The sequence below is a fragment of the Photobacterium iliopiscarium genome (genome assembly GCF_003026395.1).
Lineage (GTDB): Bacteria > Pseudomonadota > Gammaproteobacteria > Enterobacterales > Vibrionaceae > Photobacterium > Photobacterium iliopiscarium.
This window is the reverse complement of sequence record NZ_PYOO01000001.1, coordinates 716,131-740,294: the sequence shown is the minus strand read 5'-3', so window position 1 is coordinate 740,294 and position 24,164 is coordinate 716,131. Positions and strand designations below refer to the sequence as shown.

Genomic DNA, 24,164 nt, shown 5'->3' with positions numbered 1-24,164 from the left:
TACCATGTCTACTTCCTATGTAATTCATGCCTATAACCAAAAAAATAAACTGTTATATTCATCTCATCTAATAACCAAGCATCATCCATGCCAAAAAAAAACCATTTTAAAACAAGCAATATATTATGCTTATTTCAAAATGGTTTTTATTTTTAGAATATTTATTGCATAACAAGACTGTGGTACAAGAATATCAAATTAGAGCCGTACTTTAATATTAACAAGAGCTATCATACTTTTAAATATTCTGAGAACTACGATAAAATCAAAATTCCGATAATAAAATATTCAAACTCCCAACGGCATTAATTAACATTTTTCTATCAGGATAACGAGTATTCGTTACTTACGGAAGGAATGAATGTGGTGAGATTAATCACCACAGCATTCTTATATAAGCCATTTACTATTGAATGGAAGTAATGACTAATGCTAGCAATTAGCTAACATGAGTACTGTTTCCACTATTTGATAGTAACTTGATAAATAACAGTTCCAGTTTCACTAGGATTTAAGGCTCCGGTCATTTCCCAGCGTACTTCACCTTCATAACCCGCAATATTTGCACCATTTGGTGTTAATACATTACATGTTAAACCAGCAGGTAGAACACCAGATGTACAATCAATCGCTAACGTTAAGTCAGTATAAGCAGGTGTAGTATCAAATATTGTGACTTCTGTTATTGGCCCACTCCCCACATTGGTAAACTCAATAGAATATTCTAAAATATCACCCGGTTTACCGTCATTACTGGTACTTACACCAGTAGCTTGAGTCAGATTTTCCACTGTTTTATTAAGCTTCAACTCACCAGCACCCGCGAAAGTAGCACGAACAGTATCGGTATCTATCACTTGTCGAGTAACATCATGACCTGTTGCAACACTATCCTCAAACGTCATATCAGCTTGAATATCATAATGATAAAGCGCATTTAATGGTGCATCAGCAGGAACAAATACTTTACTGATTAAACAAACACTACTATCACCACTTACAGCGACAGGGTTAGCTATCTGACTATCAGCCCCATCAATTGAACCATTACAGTCATTATCTTGATACAGTATTGCGCTCCAACCGTCATTTGCGGGCTCCGTAGAGATATTCATAATGGTAAAGTTAACACTACCTGCGGTTTCAGCTGTAAATTTATGACTAAAGAGCACTCCTTTACCCGGCTCAGTTTCAGTAAAGTTATCAGGCTCCATACGCGGTTCTTTCACTTTACCGAAGTTTAAGCCCGTTAAATAATCACCCGCAGCAGCATTAATTAACATCTGACTATCAATAACACTGGTATTGGTGACTTGAGTAAGCGCTGACACATCAGCTTCACTAATATCAATCCAATCAGCTTGTTTAACCACCTCAAGTACAAGATTTTCATTAGCAAGTGATACTGGTACGACTAATAGATAGCCACCATCACCCGAGGTCACCGTTGTTGCAACAACATCACCAGTTGTAAATCCACCAGCACCTGTGCCGTTATAAATAGCACGCACAACTGTATTACCAATACCAACTTCACCACCATCAAAAATACCATCATGAGCCGCGGTTGCGCCCGAGATACCATTATCTTCAAACACAAAACCACTGAGCACAATCTGATTAATTAACTCAAATTGATAATCTTCTACCTCTCCATCAGCGGCTTCACCTATTGGAGAATTACACGTTGCTGCCGTACTACATAAACGGAAACGAACAAATGTATCACCGTTATAACCTGCGGTAAGCCCTGCATCTAAATTGAAATCAAGATTCGTTGTGGCTGCTGTAATCAATTGGTCTTCAATAATCATCTCGCCAACATCAGCAAAATCACCATCGCCATTCAGATCAATAAATACATTTAAGAAACCCGCAGCTTGTGGCACAGATACGGTCACTGGAGTAGATGTTGCAACCGTAATACTAGCAGGAAGAGTTACGCCATCTTCATCATCAGAAGCTTGAAGATCATCGCCTGTTGCATCAAGGGAGAACTGACTAACAAACTCACTGTCCCAATTAGCACCCAACGTGAGATCTTGATCGCCATCAAGCGCAGCATCACCATCATTGCCTGTATCAGAGTAATTATGGAAAGCATCACCGTAAGAAATAGGTGCATCACCATAGTCTCGTGCGTAGTAACAACCAGCAGCATCATTACCTTGAACCGAGACATCAATACCTTCAGTTACAAACATCAACTCACCAGTAATCACATTCAATTGATAAACTGCCGTCTTATCAATCAGATCGTGAGCATTATCACCATCGGTATCGTGATCACCACCATTAGCAAAGGCATAAAGCATAATACCATCATCCATAATGGTTCCCCCCGCCCCAGCACTACCGGTATTCGTCACAGGAAGTAACCCGTTGAAGTTCAGAGGATTTATTGTCACCGCTCCTGTAGTTGGATTGATTTGAATATAGTTACCACCTGGTAGATCAACACCATATAACATACCGTCATTCGAGCTGAAGGAGAAATCGCCACCCATAGCTGGTGTTGAAGACAATGTGATCGTCGTAAACGTCTGAGTATTTAAGTCAATACGAACGAGAGAATCCCAATTCCCATTCATAATGTAGAGATACTGCCCATCAGGTGACACATCACCTCGAACAGGATAACTAATATTTGAACTACCGCCTAATCGAGATAATATTTGATTATTAGCAAAATTAGAGGTTCCATGTATCGAATGAATAATACTCTGTACGCCATCAGATCGTATCGTACCAAGAGAAACAAATTCAGTACCATCACGATCCGTTACAAATAAAATCACATCGTCATTAGTAGAGCTTCCATCAATAAAAGTACCGTAAAACAAACCACTTAGGCGATTAAAACCAATAGCATTAATATTTTCAGCATTTGGATAACCATTAATAACAATAGGACTCACAATATTATTTAATTGGGCAGGATTGGTGGTTGGATCAAATTCCGCAAAATCATAACCACTGGTATTATCACCTTTGGTTTCAACAATAATGTCACAAGTATTATCACCATTAAGGCTTGACACTAATACTCGATAATCTTCGATCTCGCCATCAGGTGCTGGCCCAATAGGATCTGGGAAGACATTACCATCAGCATCTAGTGGCGTATTTGTTGTTGTATTAAAATCAGAACTAATACGTAAACGATAACCCACCACACTGTTACTGATATTTGCCCCAGAAGTGCCCACATTATTCCATGTCAATGTTGCTGATGTTGCACCACTTGGAATAATAATCCATGCACTTTCATCATCATCAAATGAGCCGCTATTATCAAAGTCAATCCAACCAGATAAATACGCATCACTGCCTGTTGTATTTACCACAGGAACGGTTTGCGTCACAGTAGGACTTGATACATCGGCAGTAATTAATGCACTTAATACATCTTCATCATCAGGAGCTGTACCGTTATTATCATCACCTGCATAATCAGCATCTGGCTGACCATCATTTTCATTATCTGCCGCTACCGAACCAATATATAACCCTGTTTCTTCAGTTAAATGACGAGGGCCATTATTAGCCAATGTTGTAGGATAACCAGTGGTTTCAGGCGCATCACCAAAATCTAACGGCAGTGGAGCGAAACGACAACGCGCACCATCATTTTGGCTGGTTGCAGCATTCATCTGAGTGAAGTTGACTGCACTATAACCACCAGATGGAAGACTTGGGTCTGAAATATCAATTCGAACAATACGGCCAGGATTTGGATTTTGAGATGCGTAGAAGAAGCCTTGATCATCAAAGTATACCGCGCCCCATCCAGTACCAGTTTCGCCATTAACACCAACGTAACCCAAGTTAGTTCGCGTCCCTGTTATAGGATCAAATTTCACTAAATTTCCCGTAGGCGTTAAGGTATAAAGCATATTATCAATAGGATTAATCGCCATATCGGCCATCACTGGAGCAGAGACTGTAATCTCACCTATTTGCTGCAAATAAGTACTACTATTTGGATTAACATCAATACGATACATACTGGTGCCACTATTATTCATCAGCAATAGCACCCCGTTATCATCGATATCACCACTGTTATAGTTATTGATTGCCATCGTACTTCCTGTAATTGGTAACACGAAGGCAGATCCTGCACCATCAACCATTAAAACAGTGTCTTTATTTTTAATGTTATCGCCGATAAGTGTATTGGTAATAAAGTTATACCCCGTACCACCAAAGACACCAGTGCCTGTTGGCAAAACATCATCATATAACGGTGTTACTGTACCCATAGCCAAATTAATACTAGTAATATCGGTTGGGCTATTACGCAACAAATAACCATCACTGCTACAAGTTGGGAACGTCACAATGGTGAAATCAGCAAAGTTAACATCACTCACATCCGTTGTTAACGCAACTGATTGAATGTTAGGTGAGCTAGAATGAACATTGATTGGATCACCAATTGTCGCACCAGCATAACCACCAGCATTTGGATCTAGCGTTCCAATGGTTGGTGGACAGGTTGGATTAACTAAATCAGTTTCAAGTGCTGCTTCATAAACTTCATAGTTTCCACCAGGAATAGTCATTGAGTAAGCACCCGTTATTGCATCCGCTGTGGCAACAAAACACTCACTGGTTGTGGTGTTATAAGCAATCACAGGTACAGCAATACCAAGACCCGCTTCTGCTACATCTTTAATACCATTAACTGATGGTGCAGTGCTGCTGTCATCAAAGACAAAACCAGACAGTTCAAAGCTACACACGGCAGGCGCTGTTGGTAATGTCGCAGTATTGATCACTTGACCATCGCCACCGTCATCGCCACATAATAACTGCCCAGAACATGTTGCAGTACCTGCACTGACATTAGCAGTAGCACCTGAACTATTAAAGATAGCTGCACCACCACCGCCACCAGCAGAGCGACCATGACCACCAGATGAACTTGCACCATTACCACCGACAGCATTAACGGTTAGTGTTGATAGAGATGTACCATCGGTGTTGTATAGCAATACAGAGCCACCCGCACCACCACCACCGGGGCTATCGCCACCAGCATTTGGTGAAGTATTACCATTGGCATTAATAGTACCTGTTCCTGTCACTGTATTAGCTGTGATATATACGATACCACCACCATCAGCGCCATCACGACCGACACCATTATTTTCTTGACCTGCACCGCCACCGCCACCAAGAGTTAAACGAGTAGGATCAGCCAGCCCAATACCTGTACCTGGTTCTCCCGGATAAAAACTGGTTGAACTTGAATAATTGCCGCCTCTACCACCAGGGCCAACGTTACCACCACCACCACCACCAGAATTAAAGTTACCACCACCACCAGCATTTGCTGGCGCGCCGATACCATTATCACCATCGCTATAGCCTAAACCACCAAGACTCACTGGGGTTCCTGCAATACCTTCACCCTTACCACCATCGATATTGGTTACAGCCATAACGTAATTAAGTCCGGTCGCAATACCATTGGCGGTATTTTTTGTACCACCACGGAAGCCTTTACCGTTAACGTCAATAATATTGCCATTAAGATCTAGAGTGCCATTAATATAAAGCGACACAATACCGCCACTAGAACCATCCCAGTCAGCAGACGTAACCGTGCCAGTTAAACGTGCATCTTCATACATTGGAATACGTACAACTTGGAAAGAACTATTTCCGTCAGCAGTAAAGTTATTCGTTAAATTTTCACTTAATACTAAAGTCGGATCGGTAAAGCTAGCCACTGTCGCAAATTCATATTGACCCGTTGTGCCGTAATCAACCCAACCACTGGCATACCCACCAGCAACACCATTACCATAACTATCGGTATTAGTGGTATCAATTGAGGCATTTTGCATCTGAATGATCATCACCCGATCACCTGGATTTAAGGTCTCTGTCGTATTACCTGTTGCCGTACCAAGCGTAATACTATTCGTGCCCGTTAATGCATTTGCCGTTGCTGGGTAATAAGTATTAACCACACCCGTAATATCAACAGGTGTACCTGAAACACCTTCAATATTGCCAGAATTCAAACATTGCGCTATCACAACCGCAGGGGTTATTGGTTGAATTGGTCCTTTTAAAATTGGAATTTGATGATCTTCAACTTCACCATTAATAGCCGTGCCGTTGTAATCATCAACAGTTAATGTTTCAGATGTAATACGAAGACGCATGTAGGTTTCAGTTGCAACAGTAGTGGTATTTATTGAAGGGAAACTTAATGACGCACTACCATCAGTAACTGCATCGGCATCAGTACAAGCCGCTAGAGCAAATTCACCACTATCGGCAAAATCACCATCAGCATTAAAGTCAACCCAAGCATAGACATTTGCACCCATATCTGCGGTGCCATTATGATCATTACAAATCACATCTTGAGTAAAGCTCGTAGCACCTTGAGATAAGAAACCAACTGTAGAGATACCATCTTCATCATTGATATTTAACGTATCATCATCGGTTGCATCACCATTATCATCAACACCGTCACCAAAGCCGTCACTATCACCGTCACCAATAACAGAACCCAAGCTTAATGTCGTATTACCAATGCGATGACGCGCACCATTACTAGTAAATAAGGTGTTATATCCTAAGGTTTCAGGCGCATCACCATAATCATAAGCAACATCAAGAATGATACGATGATCTTCAACTTCACCGTCATTCGCTACATCATGAGGCGTTGAACATACCGTTGTGGTTGAACAAATACGAACACGAACATAACTACCACCATCAAGCACATCATTCGGTGTCGTAAAGGTTAATGTAACGTCAGTATCGTCATTCACTGCCGTAATACTCACTGGCGTTGCTGCTTCAGTCGCCACATCAAACACACCATCACGATCAAAGTCTAACCATGCATAAACAGTGGCATCAACATCAGTATGTACCCGTACCGTTAAGGTTTCTGTACTACTTGGCTCTGCCGACATTACAGCCGGAATAGTTACACCATCCTCATCATTAACACCCGCGAAGTCATCATCTTGAGCAAGGCCATTATCATCGATACCATCTACAAAGCCGTTAGCTTCAGCATCCGTAGCATTGGTACCAAGGAAAATGGTTGCACTAGGAATATGCATTGGGCCTATACCCTCACCACTGGCATTAGTACGATCGGTTCCATAGGTATCTGGCGCATCACCTAAATCAAATGTACCCATGACAATAAGATGATCTTCAACTTCACCATTAGTGGCGATTCCACCCATTGACGATGTTGTTAACACATCATTAGTAATACGAATACGTGAATAGGTAACTCCTGCCGTTAATCCTGTTAGCCCTGTCCAATTAAATACATATTGCACTTCTGAAGAGGCATCAGGTACGATTTGAATTTGCCCTTCGCCAGCCTCAAAGGTACCACTTTGGTTAAAATCAATCCAAACCGCGAGGTAAGCAACTGATCCTGAAGTATTTGACGCTTCAACGGTAAGACTATAATCACTCGCATTAATGTTAATCGGTGAAATGACATTAACGCCATCCTCATCATCAGGAGAGGCATTGGTATCATCGCCATCTGCCGTTGCTGTTGGTATACCATCAGGCTCACCATCACTGGCTTGATCGCCAAGGAATAACGACGTATCACCATAATGGAATGGACCTCCGCTTCCCGCTAAGGTTAAATACGTATCTGGCGCATCACCAAAATCTACATTATCAGAAACAGAAATCGCATACCCTTCAACTTCACCATTGGTCGCTTCACCAATAGCAGTACTACAGTCGGTAGTGGTATTACAAATTCTCACACGAACATAAACAGTATCACCATTGGTAATAGCCGTTGTGATTGGCCATGTCAGCACTTTTACGATATCTGTTTCACCATCAGCAACAGCGATAGTCTGCATTTCAGATGCTTCTAAATCACCATTTTTATTCCAATCAGCCCACGCATATACATTACCATCGGTACCCGTAGTATTGGTGGCTGTAACACGCACTGAATATTGAGTAGCGGTACTCGATAACGGTAATATCTCGACACCATCATCAGTATCACCATTGGCTGCAACCGTTGCATACGCATCAGTTTCACCATCTGGCGCTGTACCTATAAATATATTGGCACCAAGTTGGTGACGAGGACCATCAAATTGGAAGGCTGTTACATAATCACCTGTCGCAGTGCCTGCCCCTGAATCTGGTAAATCATCAAAATCAAGCTCTGTATTTGAACAATTGCCATTCACATTGGCATCATCTGCTAACCAATTATTACGCGCTAAGAACGCACTTTGATCTTCGTAGTAGTCATACACAAAATCCATTAACGCTTGGTAAGGCGTAAGATTGCTTGAATAGTAATTTGGCGTGAAATAGAACTGACGCTCACCAGAACCAACCCATGGACCTGTATGCGTACGAGGATATCCATAACCACCGGTTGTGGTTGGATCATATGGAATCAACCACGCCATCGCATCAACATTATTACAAGAGCCTGTTACCGTTGGCAGCGTATAAATAACACTACGGTGATCAATACCCGTAATCGTTGATAGCGTACCCGTAGTTGCTACTGTTGCTTGGGTTGATAATGCACCAGGGCCATCAGATGGATGGAAACGAGGTAGTGTTGTTGGTCCAGCATACCCTGCAAAACCCGTTGCACTTGTACCAGGGAACCCTACTTGTTGTCCCATGTATGCATTAATACGGGTCGTGGTTGCATCGGCAAATCGATCACCTTCAACAAGAGACAGCAGTACACCACCTTGATTACGATAATCAAGTAACGCATCAATTTCTGCAGTTGTATCAGGGCTTACGCCACCCGCTAAATCTGATTGATAAAGAATGAATTGATAATCACGCAAAGTGAAATCAGTGGTAATATTATCTGTCGGAACAAGAAGGTCGTAAGTTACATAACCAACCCCATAATTGTTTTCCATGAGAGCGACAGTATTATTTGCCGTATTGGGTAATGTATATTCAATCGCACCTGAATCTTGCTGGATTAACATATGGAAGGTGACTTTATGATAATGATCTTCTATCTCACCATCGGTCGCTGCGCCTTGTGAGCGTTCATCAATGGCTGTCGCGCCATCATCAACTAATGTATCGGTTGTTAAACGTAAACGAACATAACTATCACCAACATTACCGCCTTCGGCGTTAGATAGATTAATCCAAGCGACACTAATTGGAAGATCCGTTGCACCATCAGCAACCGCAACGCTGGTATATTCATCAAGTTGGAATTCACCATCTAAGTCATGATCAACCCATGCATGCAGTGTTGCTGCACCGCCAGTGTTATTTGTTACCGTGGTATCAAATGACCATGTTGTCATTGACGGAGAAAGAATAGGGAAAGTCGGAGCAGTTTCATCCGCCGTAGCATTATTATCATCACCATCAGCTGCCACACTTGGTTGACCATCAACATCAGCATCAGCCGCTGTCGTACCTATATAAAGGTTTGTTGAAGGCGCATGATTGGCACCATTATTTGTAGCTAAAGTATGATAAGCATCTGGGGCATCACCCCAATCTTGAGCGGTTAATACTGAGATTCTAAAGTCTTCAACCTCACCCGATGTTGCGGTGCCACCAGCATCAGAAACCGTTAAACCATCACTATTGGGCGCTAAACGTGCTCGTCCAAAATAATAGCCCGCAGTCACAGGTGTTAAACTGTTCCAACTAGGGTTATAAACAGTATTGGTTCCGTTTGAAGTCGCACTAATCACTTGCCCTTCAGCAGCATCAAAGACACCATTTTGATTCCAATCAATCCATACAATAAGATCTGCATTTGCACCTGTATTATTAAGTACATTTGCATCCAATGTATAACTGGTTGCGCTTAAGGCTAATGTCGGTAATGAAATACCATCTTCATCAGCAGTGGCTGTAATATCATCAAGTAACGCATCACTACTTCCATCAGCATCTTCACCATCAGTGGTTGCTGTACCTAAACGTAGCGTAGTACTAATAGGATGAATTGGACCACCGTCAGCAAAACGAACAAGGTATGAATCAGGGGCATCACCACCATCATATCGAACGCTATCACTTAATAAATAGTGATCTTCTATTTCACCATTTGATACGCCACCATAAGAACGAGGATCTTCATTAACGCCTGTTGCACTATCGGCTAATAATTCAGAAGTAATACGCACACGCATATAGCGATTTTGACCCGCGGCTAATCCTGTTGTTGCCGTCCAATCCAACTCAACAGAACTATTTGTTAAGCCTGTTGAAGTAACAATTGCACCACCAGTACCTGTACCATTATCAACAAATTCATCACGATCAAAACGACCATTACCATCGAAATCAATCCAAGCATAAATATAAGCATCACTGCCAGTATTATTCGTCACCATCGCATTTGCGCTATAGCTACCTTGGGTTGTGGTTAATGGTGGTAAAATTAAGCCATCTTCATCATCACTAGCTGTAATATCATCGCCTGATGCTTGAAGTGCTATCGTCGGTGTTTGAGCATCATTATCTGCATCTGGCACTATACCCATAAACAGATTGCTATCAACACCATGGAATGGCCCACTACCTGATTGGGTTGTACGGTAATTATTCGCCCCGACATTCGCAGCCTCATCAGGTGCATCACCGTAATCAAACTCACCCACAAAGACCATGTAATCTTCAACTTCACCATCTAATGCTTGGCCAGCCCAATCATTAGCGGTGAGATCTGTCAGGTAGCTAATTCGAATACGTAATGCCATCGAGCCATTTGTTAAGCCTGAAATACCATTCCATGTTAATACTGCGGTTTTAACACCATTAAAATATGGAATATTATCAGTGCTAAATGGCGCATCACCTGTCGTATCATAATTAATGGTTGATACAACTTCAGCAGCACTAAACTCACCATCTTGATTAGTATCAAGCCATGCGACTAAGGTTGCCGGATTACTGGCAAGCTCAGAATTACGTAAAGTAACAGGCACACTATAAGAGGTGGCTGCAATCGCAATATTTGCTAATGGTTGAGATAAACCATTCTCATCATCACTGCCATTGTTATCATCCCCAGACGCATCACTGGTTGGTTGACCATCTGTGTCTGCATCAATCGTTGCCGTACCAAGATAAACGGTGGCACTATTGCTACGTCCGTGGAATGGACCATCACTGGCACTTAAGGTTTGATAAGTATCAGGCGCATCACCCATATCTTGATCACCGATATAGATTAAATGATCTTCCACCTCACCATCGCTGGCACCAAATAATGAACGGGTATCTTCTGCTGCACCACTGTTACCGTTGACTAATCCATCAGTTGTTAAACGGAAACGGGTTAACGTAAAGCCTGTTGCAATACCCGTAAAGCTGTTCCATGTAATATCAACCGAACCATTAGTGCCCGTAGGTACGATAACTTCGGCCACTTCATCTGAACCAAATTGACCATTACGATCCCAATCAATCCAGCCATACAACGTTGCATCTTGTCCGGTATTATTGGTGACATTAACTGCTGCGGTATAACTGCTCGGTACAGGTGAATTATCTAATGCACGTAACGTCACGCCGTCTTCATCATCACTGCCTGTGGTATCGTCACCATCAGCCTTAATTGGGCCACTGCTTGGATTAGCATCGGCTTCACTATCAGGCACACTATTACCAATATAAATATTATTATTGATAACATGATATGGACCATCATCAGCTAAACGAGAACGGTAATCGCCCGATCCTGCTGCGGTTCCAGCTACACCATCTTCAGCATCACCAAAATCTAGCGCCCCGATATATATTTGATGATCTTCCACTTCACCATTAATAGCTTCGCCACCCCAATCATTAGCAGTTAAAACAGAGTTAGTTAAACGTAAGCGCATATAGGTGCTACCTGCGGTTAATCCACTGATTCCGGTCCACGTTAATTGGGTTGTTGGCGTTGCACTAGTACTGGTATTGGTTGCATTTACAATCGAGGTTAATTCAGTAAACTCGCCAGCATCAGCAAAATCACCATCTTGGTTAAAATCAATCCAACCATATAAATGTGCATCACTGCCTGTCGCATTATAAAGAGGAACACCAACAGTATAAGTGGTATCTGCAACGGCTAAAATTGGGAATGGAGTGAGATCATCGGCATTTTCATCATCAATACCGTCGGTATCATCACCGACCGCACCATTAGATGGCTGACCATCTTGATCATGACCATTATCATGGTTATTACTTCTAATATATAAATTAGCGGTATTATGACGATGGTAAGGTCCACCACTGGTGTATAAGGTGTCATAAGTATCAGGAGCATCACCACCATCATAGGTTTCTACTCGAATATAATAATCTTCAACTTCACCATCACTCGCGCCACCATAAGAACGTGAATCTTCAACTATAGCGCCATTTTCTGTGTCAGCTAATAAATCAGTTGTAAAACGAATACGAATATAAACATCAGTACCTGTTGCGATGCCTGGGAATGTATTCCAACCTAAGTTTGTTGTTGTATTAGTGTTACCGGTATTAATTTCTCTAGGCTCAGCGGTATTACCACCAAAGAATTCATCACGATCAAATCGACCATTGCGATCAAAATCAATCCAAGCATACAGATACCCTTTACTACCACTATTATTGGTTACCGTCACAGGAATATTGTAGGTCGTATTGGTATTGTTTAATGGTGGAATAAACGCACCATCTTCATCATTACTGCCAGTAATATTATCGCCTTGAGCAAAGGCAGTAGTTGGGTCATTGGCATCACTTTCACTATCGAGTAAAGCACCCATCAATATCGTATTATCGATACCATGATAAGCACCATTGTCACTCAAAGTGGTGCGGTAGTTATTAACACCTATGTTAGCCGCACTATCAATGGCATCACCAAAGTCAAATTGACCAACATAAACGACATAATCTTCAACTTCACCACCTTGGGCAATACCACCCCAATCATTGGCGGTTAAACTGGTATTAGCAACACGAATACGCAGTCCCATTGAACCTTGTGCTAACCCTGAAATACCATTCCACGTCAATGTCACTTTATTGGTTAAGTTATTACTGCTGGTTGGCAAATTATCAGACGCAAATGTAGCGTTACTAAATGGTGTACTTGTCGCAACGACATTTAGATCATCGACAACCTCATCTGCACTAAAGCTACCATCTTGATTGGTATCTAACCAAGCGACTAACGTTGCATTAGAGCCCGAGTAGTTGTAAACCGCAAGATCAACACTGTAGCTAGTAATACTGGTAGCAACTGTGGTCAATGGCTCAACTAATCCAGTCTCATCATCAACACCCGTATTATCATCACCTAATGCCGCTGCATCTGGGTACGCTTGATCGTCATCATCAATATTATTAGCACCTAGATACAGGTTACTAACATAGTAATGCGCCGGGCCGCCACTAACAGGTAAAGTTAAGTATGAATCAGGTAAATCACCTAAATCTGTGTTTTCAGCTGTGACAAAGAAATCTTCCACTTCACCATCTTGAGCGGCACCTAACGAACGCTCATCAACGGTTGCTGTTACATCACCATCAGTGAGTAACTCTGTTGTTAGTCGTAACCGTACGCCATAAGTTCTTGCATCTACTAATGCAGTGTCTGTCGTAAAAGTAACGGTATAAGTCTCTGTCCCCGTACTCGCAGGAATAGTTATCACACCATTATTAATCGCTTGGGTTGAACCAAGGCTATTAATTGATGCTTGTGCAATCTCATCACTTTCAAAATTACCATCACGATCCCAATCAATCCATGCATATAAATATGCGGTAGAGGTTGAACTGTTTGTCACCGTAATATTGGTGTCATAATTATCACCTGCATCTAAATCAGGTAAGGCAATATCTGCTAAGGCATTTTCATCATCAATCCCTGTGACATTATCACCTGTCGCATCAGTACTCTGTGGTGTTGCGCCATCAACATCAGGCGCTACAGTGCCTAGATATAGATTAGGCTCAGCGGCAACATTATGATAAGGCCCACCAAAGGTTAAATTCGTTTGATAATTATTCGCCACCGTTGCTGAAGAAGTATCGGGTAAATCACCTAAATCTTGACCACCAATTTGAATCATAAAGTCTTCGACTTCACCATCTGACGCACGGCCACCAACATCGGTCGTTGTTAATGGATCGGTCGTTAAACGGAAACGAATAAAGGTATTACCGACAGAGAGATTTTGCATCTGATTTGAATCAAATGAATAGGTATAAACACCATTCTGAGTCGTAGGAATAACATCAACTCGGCCTTCGATTTCATCAAAAATACCATTACGGTTACTGTCAATCCAACCCGCTAGATAGGCATCATTACCTGTTGTATTACGTACTGTGAGCTCTAAGCTATGGCTTGAACCGTTAATCGGAATTGAAGTTAATGGTTGGCTGGTACCATTTTCATCATCACTACCATTATTATCATCACCAAGAGCATCAACAGACGCTAATACAATTTCATCACCATCAATAGTTGAAGTACCTAAATACAAGTTGGTGTTATTGGTAATAATATGGTGAGGACCACCTAATAAAGGATCAACTAGATAACTCGCAGGCGCATCACCTAAATCTTGTAGACCAAAGAAAATACTATGATCTTCAACTTCACCACCCGCTTCACCGCCTAATGATGAAATATCACTGATTTGCCCGACTAAACGATTAGTTAAACGTAAACGCACAAATGAGGTTGTGTTATTGGTAACGGCAGGAATCGTCGCCCACTCAAGTTCTACTGGCGTATTACTTGATCCCGTTGGCACAACTGCAATTTGTCCTTCACTATCATCAAATTGACCATTTCGATTGAAATCGATCCATACTGCCAAGGTGGCAATATTACCCGTCGTATTTGTAACTGGCACAGTAATTTTGTATGAATCCATACCATTAAATAATGGCGGTAATGTAATTGGTCCTTCATCATCGGTTGCATCAAGATCATCGGCAGTTGCGGTTATATCTTGTAATGTTCCATCATCAATATCAGGCGCCGTATTACCAATATACAAACCATCTACGAATAAATGATAAGGGCCAAAATAGTTATAAAGTGTTTGATAGTTATTCGCCGCCGTTGTTGAAGAGGTATCTGGCGCATCACCAAAATCGGGATCGCCTACATAAACATAATGATCCTCAACTTCACCATTTTTGGCAATTCCACCCCAATCTGTCGCCGTTAAAATATCAGATGTTAAACGAAGGCGTAACGCCATATCACCTGTTGTTTGTCCACTGATACCCGCCCATGTTAACTGAGTCGTTGGGGCTGTTTGTGCTGAAGTATTCGTTCCATTAACAAGCCCTTCAAGTGAAGCAAACTCGCCAGCATCATCAAAATCACCATCTTGATTTAAATCTAACCAAGCATAAAGATTTGCGTCAGCCCCTGTTGCGTTATAAAGCGGAACCCCTACGGTATAACTGGTATCCGTCAATGTTAAAATAGGCAGTGGAACTAAACTGTCAGCATTTTCATCATCAGTGCCATCGTTATCATCACCATTTGCAGCAGCCGTTGGTTGTCCATCTTCATCATGATTATTATCATGGGTTGCATCTCGAATATATAAATTTGCATTGGTATGATAATGAGCTGGACCGCCGTTACTGTATGATGTTTGGTAGCTTTCAGGTAAATCACCACCATCATAGGTATCGACACGTAAATAATAGTCTTCAACTTCACCATCAACTGCACCACCAAATGAACGTGGATCTTCCGTTGTTCCTGTAACCGCATCACTTAATAACTCACTGGTTAAACGAACACGAACATAAACATCGGTGTTATTAGCAATACCAGGGAAACTATTCCAATTAATATTGGCGACAAAATTAGATACGCCTGAATTTACAACTATCGGCGCGCCCGCAGCACCACCCGCAAATTCATCACGATCGAAACGACCATTACGATCAAAATCTATCCATGCATAAATATATGCATCGCTGCCTGTATTATTGGTTACAACCGAGCGCACCCCATAATTAGTCACTGAGTTATGTAATGGCATAATAAAGACACCATCTTCATCATCACCATTGACATCATCATCGTCACCCAATGCCAGTATCGCAGGTGCATTGGCGTCATTTTCTGTATCAGGTACCGCAGCACCTAAATACAAATTATTATTCAGACCATGATAAGGGCCGCCATCATTTAACGTGGTTCGATAATTATTAGCTGCAACGCCATTTGTAGTATCTGGCGCATCACCAAAATCATAATCACCAATAAAGATTTGATGATCTTCTACTTCCCCATTAAGAGCAAAACCGCCCCAGTCACTAGCCGTTAACGTGTCATTAGTTAAACGAATACGAACATAAGTACTGCCTTGGGTTAAGCCACCAATACCATTCCAAACTAACTCAGTTGTCGGTGCCGTTTGATTTAAGGTATTGGTACCATTAATGATGTTTTCTAGTGAGGTAAATTCACCCGCATCAGCAAAATCACCATCTTGGTTAAAATCAATCCATGCATAAAGATTAGCATTAACGCCAGTTCCATTATAAAGCGGAACTCCTAACGTATATGTCGTATCTGAAACACCGAGCAATGGAATCTTTGTTAAGGAATCAACATCTTCATCATCAACACCATCATTATCATCACCATCAACGCCTACTGTTGGCAAACCATCGGTATCATGGGCATCATCATGGGTTGCACTACGAATATAAAGGTTGGCATTAACATGATAATGGGCAGGACCATCACTTAGGTATAACGTGTCATATGTATCTGGCGCATCACCACCATCATAGGTATCAACACGAATATAATAATCTTCAACTTCACCATCTGTAACACCACCATAAGAGCGAGGATCTTCCGTTGTACCTGTCACTGAATCGGACAATAAATCAGTAGTAATACGGAATCGGGCATAAACATCAGTATTCACTGCAATACCTGGAAAACTGTCCCAAATGGCATCAAGTGTGGCACTTGTTGTTCCTGTTGCTATTGTGATTGGAGAACCAGCCGCGCCTCCTACAAATTCATCACGGTCGAATCGACCATTGCGGTCAAAGTCAATCCACGCATAAAGGTAAGCATTAGCGCCACTATTATTGGTTGCTGTTACCGGAAGAGCATAAGTCGTTGCGGTATTGTGTAGCGGTAAAATAAAGACACCATCTTCATCATCACCGTTCGCATCTTGATCATCACCTAATGCATATATGGCTGGTGTATTAGCATTATTTTCAGTATCTGGCGCGGCAGCACCTAAATAAACAGCCGCATCTAAACCATGGTAAGCACCTTGATCATTAAAGTTAGTCCGATAATTATTCGCACTCACTCCGTTTGCGGTATCTGGTGCATCACCAAAATCAAAATCACCAATAAATATTTGATGATCTTCGACTTCACCATTTAAAGCGATACCACCCCAATCATCGGCCGTTAAAATATCACTGGTTAAACGAAGACGAACAAACGTACTACCTTGAGTTAACCCTGAAATACCCGTCCAAGTTAATTCGGTTGTTGGTGTTGTTTGTGCTGAAGTATTGGTACTATTTACAAGATTTTCTAATGATGTAAATTCACCAGCATCTGCAAAATCACCATCTTGGTTAAAATCAATCCAAGCATAAAGATGAGCATCGGCACCTGTTCCATTATAAAGTGGCACACCTAAGGTATAGGTAGTATCTAATACCCCTAATAATGGAATACGCGTTAGAGAATCCGCATTTTCATCATCTGTTCCATCGTTATCATCACCATCACCATTTGGCGTTGGTTGGCCGTCGGTATCATGAATATTGTCATGAGTTGCATCACGAATATACAAGTTGAGATTATTGTGATAATGCGACGGACCATTGCTGGTATATAACGTATCGTAACTATCTGGCGCATCCCCACCATCATAGGTATCAACCCGTAAATAATAATCTTCAACTTCACCATCAGTGGCAATACCAAATGAACGCGGATCTTCGGCAGTGCCTGTCGCTGAATCAGTTAATACATCAGAGGTTAAACGTAAACGAATATAGACATCAGTATTAATGGCAATACCAGGAAAACTATTCCATGAAATAGTGACGTTACCATTGTTGGTGCCTGTCGGTACGGTTATCGGAACTCCCGCTGCGCCACCAGCAAATTCATCGCGATCAAAACCTGTTGTACGGTCAAAATCAATCCATGCATAAATATATGCGTCACTACCAGTATTATTGGTAACCGTAACTGGTAAATCATATGACGTTGCACTTGAATGAAGTGGAATTAACAGCGCGCCATCTTCATCATCACCATTGGCATCAAGATCATCACCATCAGCACTATTGGCAGGATTATTTGCATCTTGCTCAGCATCAATAGCGGCACCGAAGAACAGTTGGTTGTTAAGACCATGACGAGGGCCATCATCACTCAATAATGTACGTTGATTATTAGCAGCAACACCTACGCCAGTATCTGGCGCATCACCAAAATCATAGCTACCAACAAGAACATAATGATCTTCGACCTCACCATCAGGTGCAGCACCGCCCCAACCTGTATTAGCTAACCCTGCGGTGGTATAACGTAAACGCAGTGCTGCATTACCATCACTTTGTCCTGAAATACCCGTAAACGTTAATGTAATAGGTGATGATACTGTTGTACCTGTTGGTACTGTTACTGCAACATATTCTGCCGCTTCAAACTGGTTATTTTGATTCCAATCTAACCAACCATAAAGGTAAGCATCAACACCAGTATTATTACGAACTGACACTTGTACAGAATAATTGGTCGCTGTTAACGGTAAAATAGGGGTTGGAGTACTAAAGGCATTTTCATCATCACTGCCAGTGAGATCATCACCATCCGCATTTGGCGTTGGTTGACCATCTCCATCACTATCAATAGTTGTATTACCAATATAGAGATTACTGATATTACTTAGACCATGGTAAGGACCGCCGCTAAGTCCTAACGTATCAAAACTATCTGGTAAATCACCAAAATCTTGATCAGCAACTTGCAGTGCGTAATCTTCGACTTCACCACCATCAACATAACCATAAGAGCGTGGATCTTCAACAGCCCCTGTCACAGCATCAGTTAGTGCAACCGGCGATAAACGGGTACGCAAATATACCGTGGTATTATTGGTCGGTGGTGTAATTGTCCCCCAAGATAATGGCATCGCGGTTGCACTTGCACCATTAGCAACAACTATCGCGCCACCTGGACCTGCACCATTTGAAATAAACTCATCACGATCAAATTCACCATCACGGTTCACATCTAACCATGCATATAAATAAGCATCAGCACCAGAAGTATTCGTCACCGTTGTTTGCGTATTATAAACCGTTGCGCCACTGGTTAACGGTTGAATTAATAAACTGTCTTCATCATCAATACCGTCTGAATTATCACCAGAGGCGGTAACGTTTTGTAAGCCATCAACTTCAGTATCTGTTGCATTGGTCCCTAAGAATAAGTCATCATCAATAGAGTGACGAGGGCCATCATCTGCTAACGTGGTTCGATAATTTCCCGTCCCAATACCGACCCCGGTATCTGGCGCATCACCGAAATCAATACTGATGATCACTTCACCATAATCTTCGACCTCACCGTCAATACTTGGGCCATTGGGCGTATTACAATCATTGGTTGAACATAACCGAAAACGCGCATAGGTATTGCCTAAAATAGCATTCACAGGCGTCGTTATGGTATAAGTTGTCATACCAACGGTGGCTGTTGTATTACTAATTATCTGTTCGTTTGCATCATCCCAATCACCGTCTCGGTTCCAGTCAATCCAGCCATAAATATGGAAGCTAGTACCCGCATAATCAGGATCCTTACCAATTGTGATCTCAATATCGCGGTCACGATTGAGCACATAAATACCATTCGCAGTCACGCCATCTTCATCAGCAAGATCAACTAAATTATCACCATCGGCGATAGTAGTAGGCTGCCCATCAATATCAGTATCTAATAACACCCCTAAAAACAGATCGGGGTTATTATCAGTATCACCATCAATAACAATATGGTTGGCACCACCATTAGCTCTTAATGTTTGGTAATCACCCATTGCGGTTGACATCGATGTATCAGGTGCATCACCCCAGTCTTTGTTATCAACATCAACAACAATATTGGCACTAAATTCTGAAGTATCTTGTAATTCACCACTCCCACCCGTTGTCGTACGTTGAGCAATGACAGTAATTTCATCGCCAACATTAATGCTCGACGTTGCAAATAAACTATCAAATGTTGAACCTGATTGGCTCGTAATGCTGCCTAAATATGTTAAGCCTTCACCTGCATTTAACCCATCACTGCCCAATTCACCGGTACCAACACTCGCTTTATAGACTTCAAAAGTAAATTCACCCGTGGCACACATATCACCAATAACACGTAGATTTGCGCCTTCTAAAAAAGCATAAGTAATTTGTGGGCGAGCTACATTATTATTGGCACCTGTGCCCGTGTCGTTATTACATAAATCAGTATTTAGTGAAACGCCTTCACCCGTTGCGAGATTATGAAGGTCAATGGCATTATCAGTATTATTATCAAAACTATTTTTAGTAATTAAATACCCTTCAATATTGGTATTACCATCAATAGAAACCCCTGAATCACCATTATTATGAATAATATTACATTCGATTATCGATAACTGACCACTTTGGAAATGCACTCCATTATCGTCCGCATTTTGAATGTTATTACTGGTGATAGTTTGGAATAAATCAACATTCGATGTATTACGTTGATATATTGCATCGCTGGTTGCATCACGCATTATATTACCAGCAATATTAAGATAAGCAGGCACACCGTAACGAATATAAACATTGTGATACGGTGTTGCTGTGGTCGAGGTTGAACCCAATAATTGATTTTGTATTACTTGCCAATTAACAACATTGGTTTGGCTATTTAGATTATTTAAGGTGATATTATTATGCGCTGTTTTTATTGCATTATAACGAATAATACCACTGTCACCATTAAGCGAGCCATTACCTGCATTTGCAATCGCAATACCCGCACACCCTAATGATGTACCACAGGTTTCTTGTCCAATAACCGCATCATTACCCGCAGGATCAATACCAATTAAGTTTTGCTCAATTAAGGTGTCAGTAATGCCCGCCGAGTAAATATTAATACCTAAAGAACCACCCGTCAGAGAGACATTTCGTACTGTAGTATTATCCGCATTAATAATTAATAATTCAGCGGCATAAGCACTGGCGTTAGTTGGCATATCAATTTGTAATTCAGGTTTTGCTAATGCAGGAATGGTTTCAACACTACATCCATCAGAGCTACCGACGGTTTGTACTTCTGAATAATTACCAGCGTTTGAATCGATGATCGTTGTACCGTCAGCATTGCTGTATGCCGTACCATCAATGATAGTATTTGCGCCATTGGTGCCCGTTATTGTGGTTAAAGAGGTCGTTGGAGAAACAACCCACCAATCGCTAGCAGGATCAGTATCGTTTGCAGGAACTGTTGGTACAAAACGCATTTCATTAGCGCCAACAATTCTGTTGGCATTAATAATAAATTGATTTAAAGAACCTTGCGCTGATGTATTGGTATTAGTAACAACGTTATATGAGAAACCAAAATCAACATTAGTCTGATTGGTTGAAGTAAATGATAAATCAACCTTAGATATGTGTTCACGCGTGGTTGAATTGGTGATTGCATCAGCACGATCGCCATCAATACCACCATAACAAGCGCCAGAAGCCATTAAAGGTGTATCACCTGAGGTTGCATCACCATTGCTATCACAAAAAGCATTGGTATAGGTATTACTGGCCGCATAAGTTTGCTCGGAAATCGCAGTGCTATTCGTCGGTGGTGCTGTTGCGACAAAATATGTATCAATCGGTAGTTCAGTGAAAGAATAAGCGCCACTTGCGGTAGTCACTTGTTGTAGATAAGTATCGCCCGCACTCGGCACACCATCATTATCATCATCTCGATAAAGTCTTACTATTACTTCATTTGGCGTTACGCTATCAGAGGAAATATCACTGTCGCCATTTTCATCTAAATAAACCGTACCGCTAATATCAAAACAACCAATACAGAATCGATAATCTTCCACTTCACCACTATCAACTGTGGTTGAAATTGTTGACGTCGTTAATGCCGCATTTGAGATTCTAAACCGAGAGAAAAAATATCCAGTATTACTTCGATCTGCCACATCAACAATATAATCGACATTACACGTAAAGTTAGATCCTGATGTATTAGTACAATCTGCATTAGAAGAGCCCGCAGCAGGAACCGTTATCGCGACACCTTCATCAGCTTGAAAGGCATTATCTTGATCCCAATCAACCCAGCCAACAAATGTACGCGGTGAGCCAGTATTGTTATAAACGCTAGCAGAAACTGAAACGGCCCCTGTGCCGGCATCAATTTCAGACTGAGGAAAACCAGTTATACCATCATCAAAAGTATCTGAATTTGCTAATGCACTATTGCGATTTGCAGTTTCAAAACTAACATTCGTCCCAAAACGCAAATTAATTCCGGTTAAATCGACATTATGACGAGCAACGCCATAACTACTTGGTGCATCTGTTGCTTCGAAGTTACACGCATAACCAGAGGTATTAACTCTTACACCACCGTCATCACCCGCTCCGCCTGATGAACCACCCGATGCTGGTGTTTGGGTTCCTTCAATTTGAATACTGGTAATCGATGTCATCCAAGAAGGTAATAATATTTGTGAACTATGAGGATATTGACCAAAACTTGTTACACCAACATTACCGCCACCACTCAACATTGAAGCGCCACCTTGTGACGATAAAGTTGCATTATTTTGGCTATCACTTGGGGTCACTAATTCAGCAACGGTAGTTCCATTAACCTTAACCCGTATCCTGATTGTTTCTGTAAAATCACCACGGCTAGTCCACTGATTACCGTTGTTCCACCCCCAATTGGCACTAATAATTATTCGACCACCAGAGCCAGTACCGCCGGTTAAATTGGTATTATAAACCCCGATATTTCGGGTTCCCCAGCCATTACCGCCATCACCATCAAAATAGTAATTACCGCCAGAAGTTGTCGGTGAAGCGTAACTTTGAGAACACTGTTGAGCCTGAGCAATCGAGGTGTTGAACAACAACCCGCCACAAAAGCAAACAAGCATTAATACTCTACGGATAATTTTCATCTTTTCCATAACTCAACCAACGTAGTTAATCAGGGAACGAAAAAGAATGCAAAAACCACGCCTGTTATTTAAGCACGTTTATTGATGGGGATTAATGAGTAGCGGAAGGTCTAAAATAAGCAGAGTATCAATTAAAGAAACATCATGAAAAATATAAAAAAATATGTTTTTTTAAAATAAAAACGTTATCGATTATTTATAATAATAAACAATGACACTATCCGATGAAATAATGTCATTGTTTAATTACATATTTAATTTGCACGTATTTCTCGCAAATAGCGATAAATAGTATGAATGGAAATATCCAACCCTTTTGCTGCTATTTGAGCACTGTCTTTGAGATCAAAAATACCAAGATCATGTAATCGCGTTACAATTTCTCGACTTTTCTTTGAGGGAGGGATCGAACTATCACTCGTTACCTGCTCACGAACATTTTCAATCGAACTATGCATCATTTCATCACTATTACGCGCAAATGTTTCTGCGGTAACACCATGATCACAATAAGTACCAATTGTTGGCATTAAACTATGGATCATAGATTGAAATGGTGCGTCTAAATTAAAATTAACACAGAGTAAACCAATCGCTTGCTGCTGCTTATTACGGATCACTGTTGTTAATGAACGTAACATTTTACCATCCGGCGCTTTAGTAATATAAGCATCAGAAACATCTTTGCCTTCATTTAACTTTACTAATGCAATATTGGTGATTGGTGCACCAACTTCACGTCCCGTAATATGTCCATTGGCAATTTTCATAATTGACGGATGGCGGGAATCTAAACAATGCAATAAGACTTCAGTATGCTCCCCCCACATTGCCGCAATACCATCAACAATATTTTCCATAGCGTGAAGAATATCATAATCACTTTCTGTCAATTCATGCATTTTTTCT

At 41.3% G+C, this 24,164-nt stretch carries 2 protein-coding genes; both read right to left on the bottom strand.

All coding sequences use genetic code 11. The features are described 5' to 3' along the window. Positions 1 to 464 precede the first annotated feature (464 nt). A complete protein-coding gene (locus C9J51_RS03030) occupies positions 465 to 23,264 on the bottom strand; it encodes a GEVED domain-containing protein (RefSeq protein ID WP_146144929.1) in 22,800 nt (7,599 codons plus the stop codon). 245 nt (positions 23,265 to 23,509) lie between these two features. After that, the gene (locus tag C9J51_RS03025; RefSeq protein ID WP_045035467.1) at positions 23,510 to 24,157 is read right to left on the bottom strand and encodes a helix-turn-helix transcriptional regulator; all 648 of its coding nucleotides are present in this window, start codon (positions 24,155 to 24,157) and stop codon (positions 23,510 to 23,512) included. Positions 24,158 to 24,164: the final 7 nt, after the last annotated feature.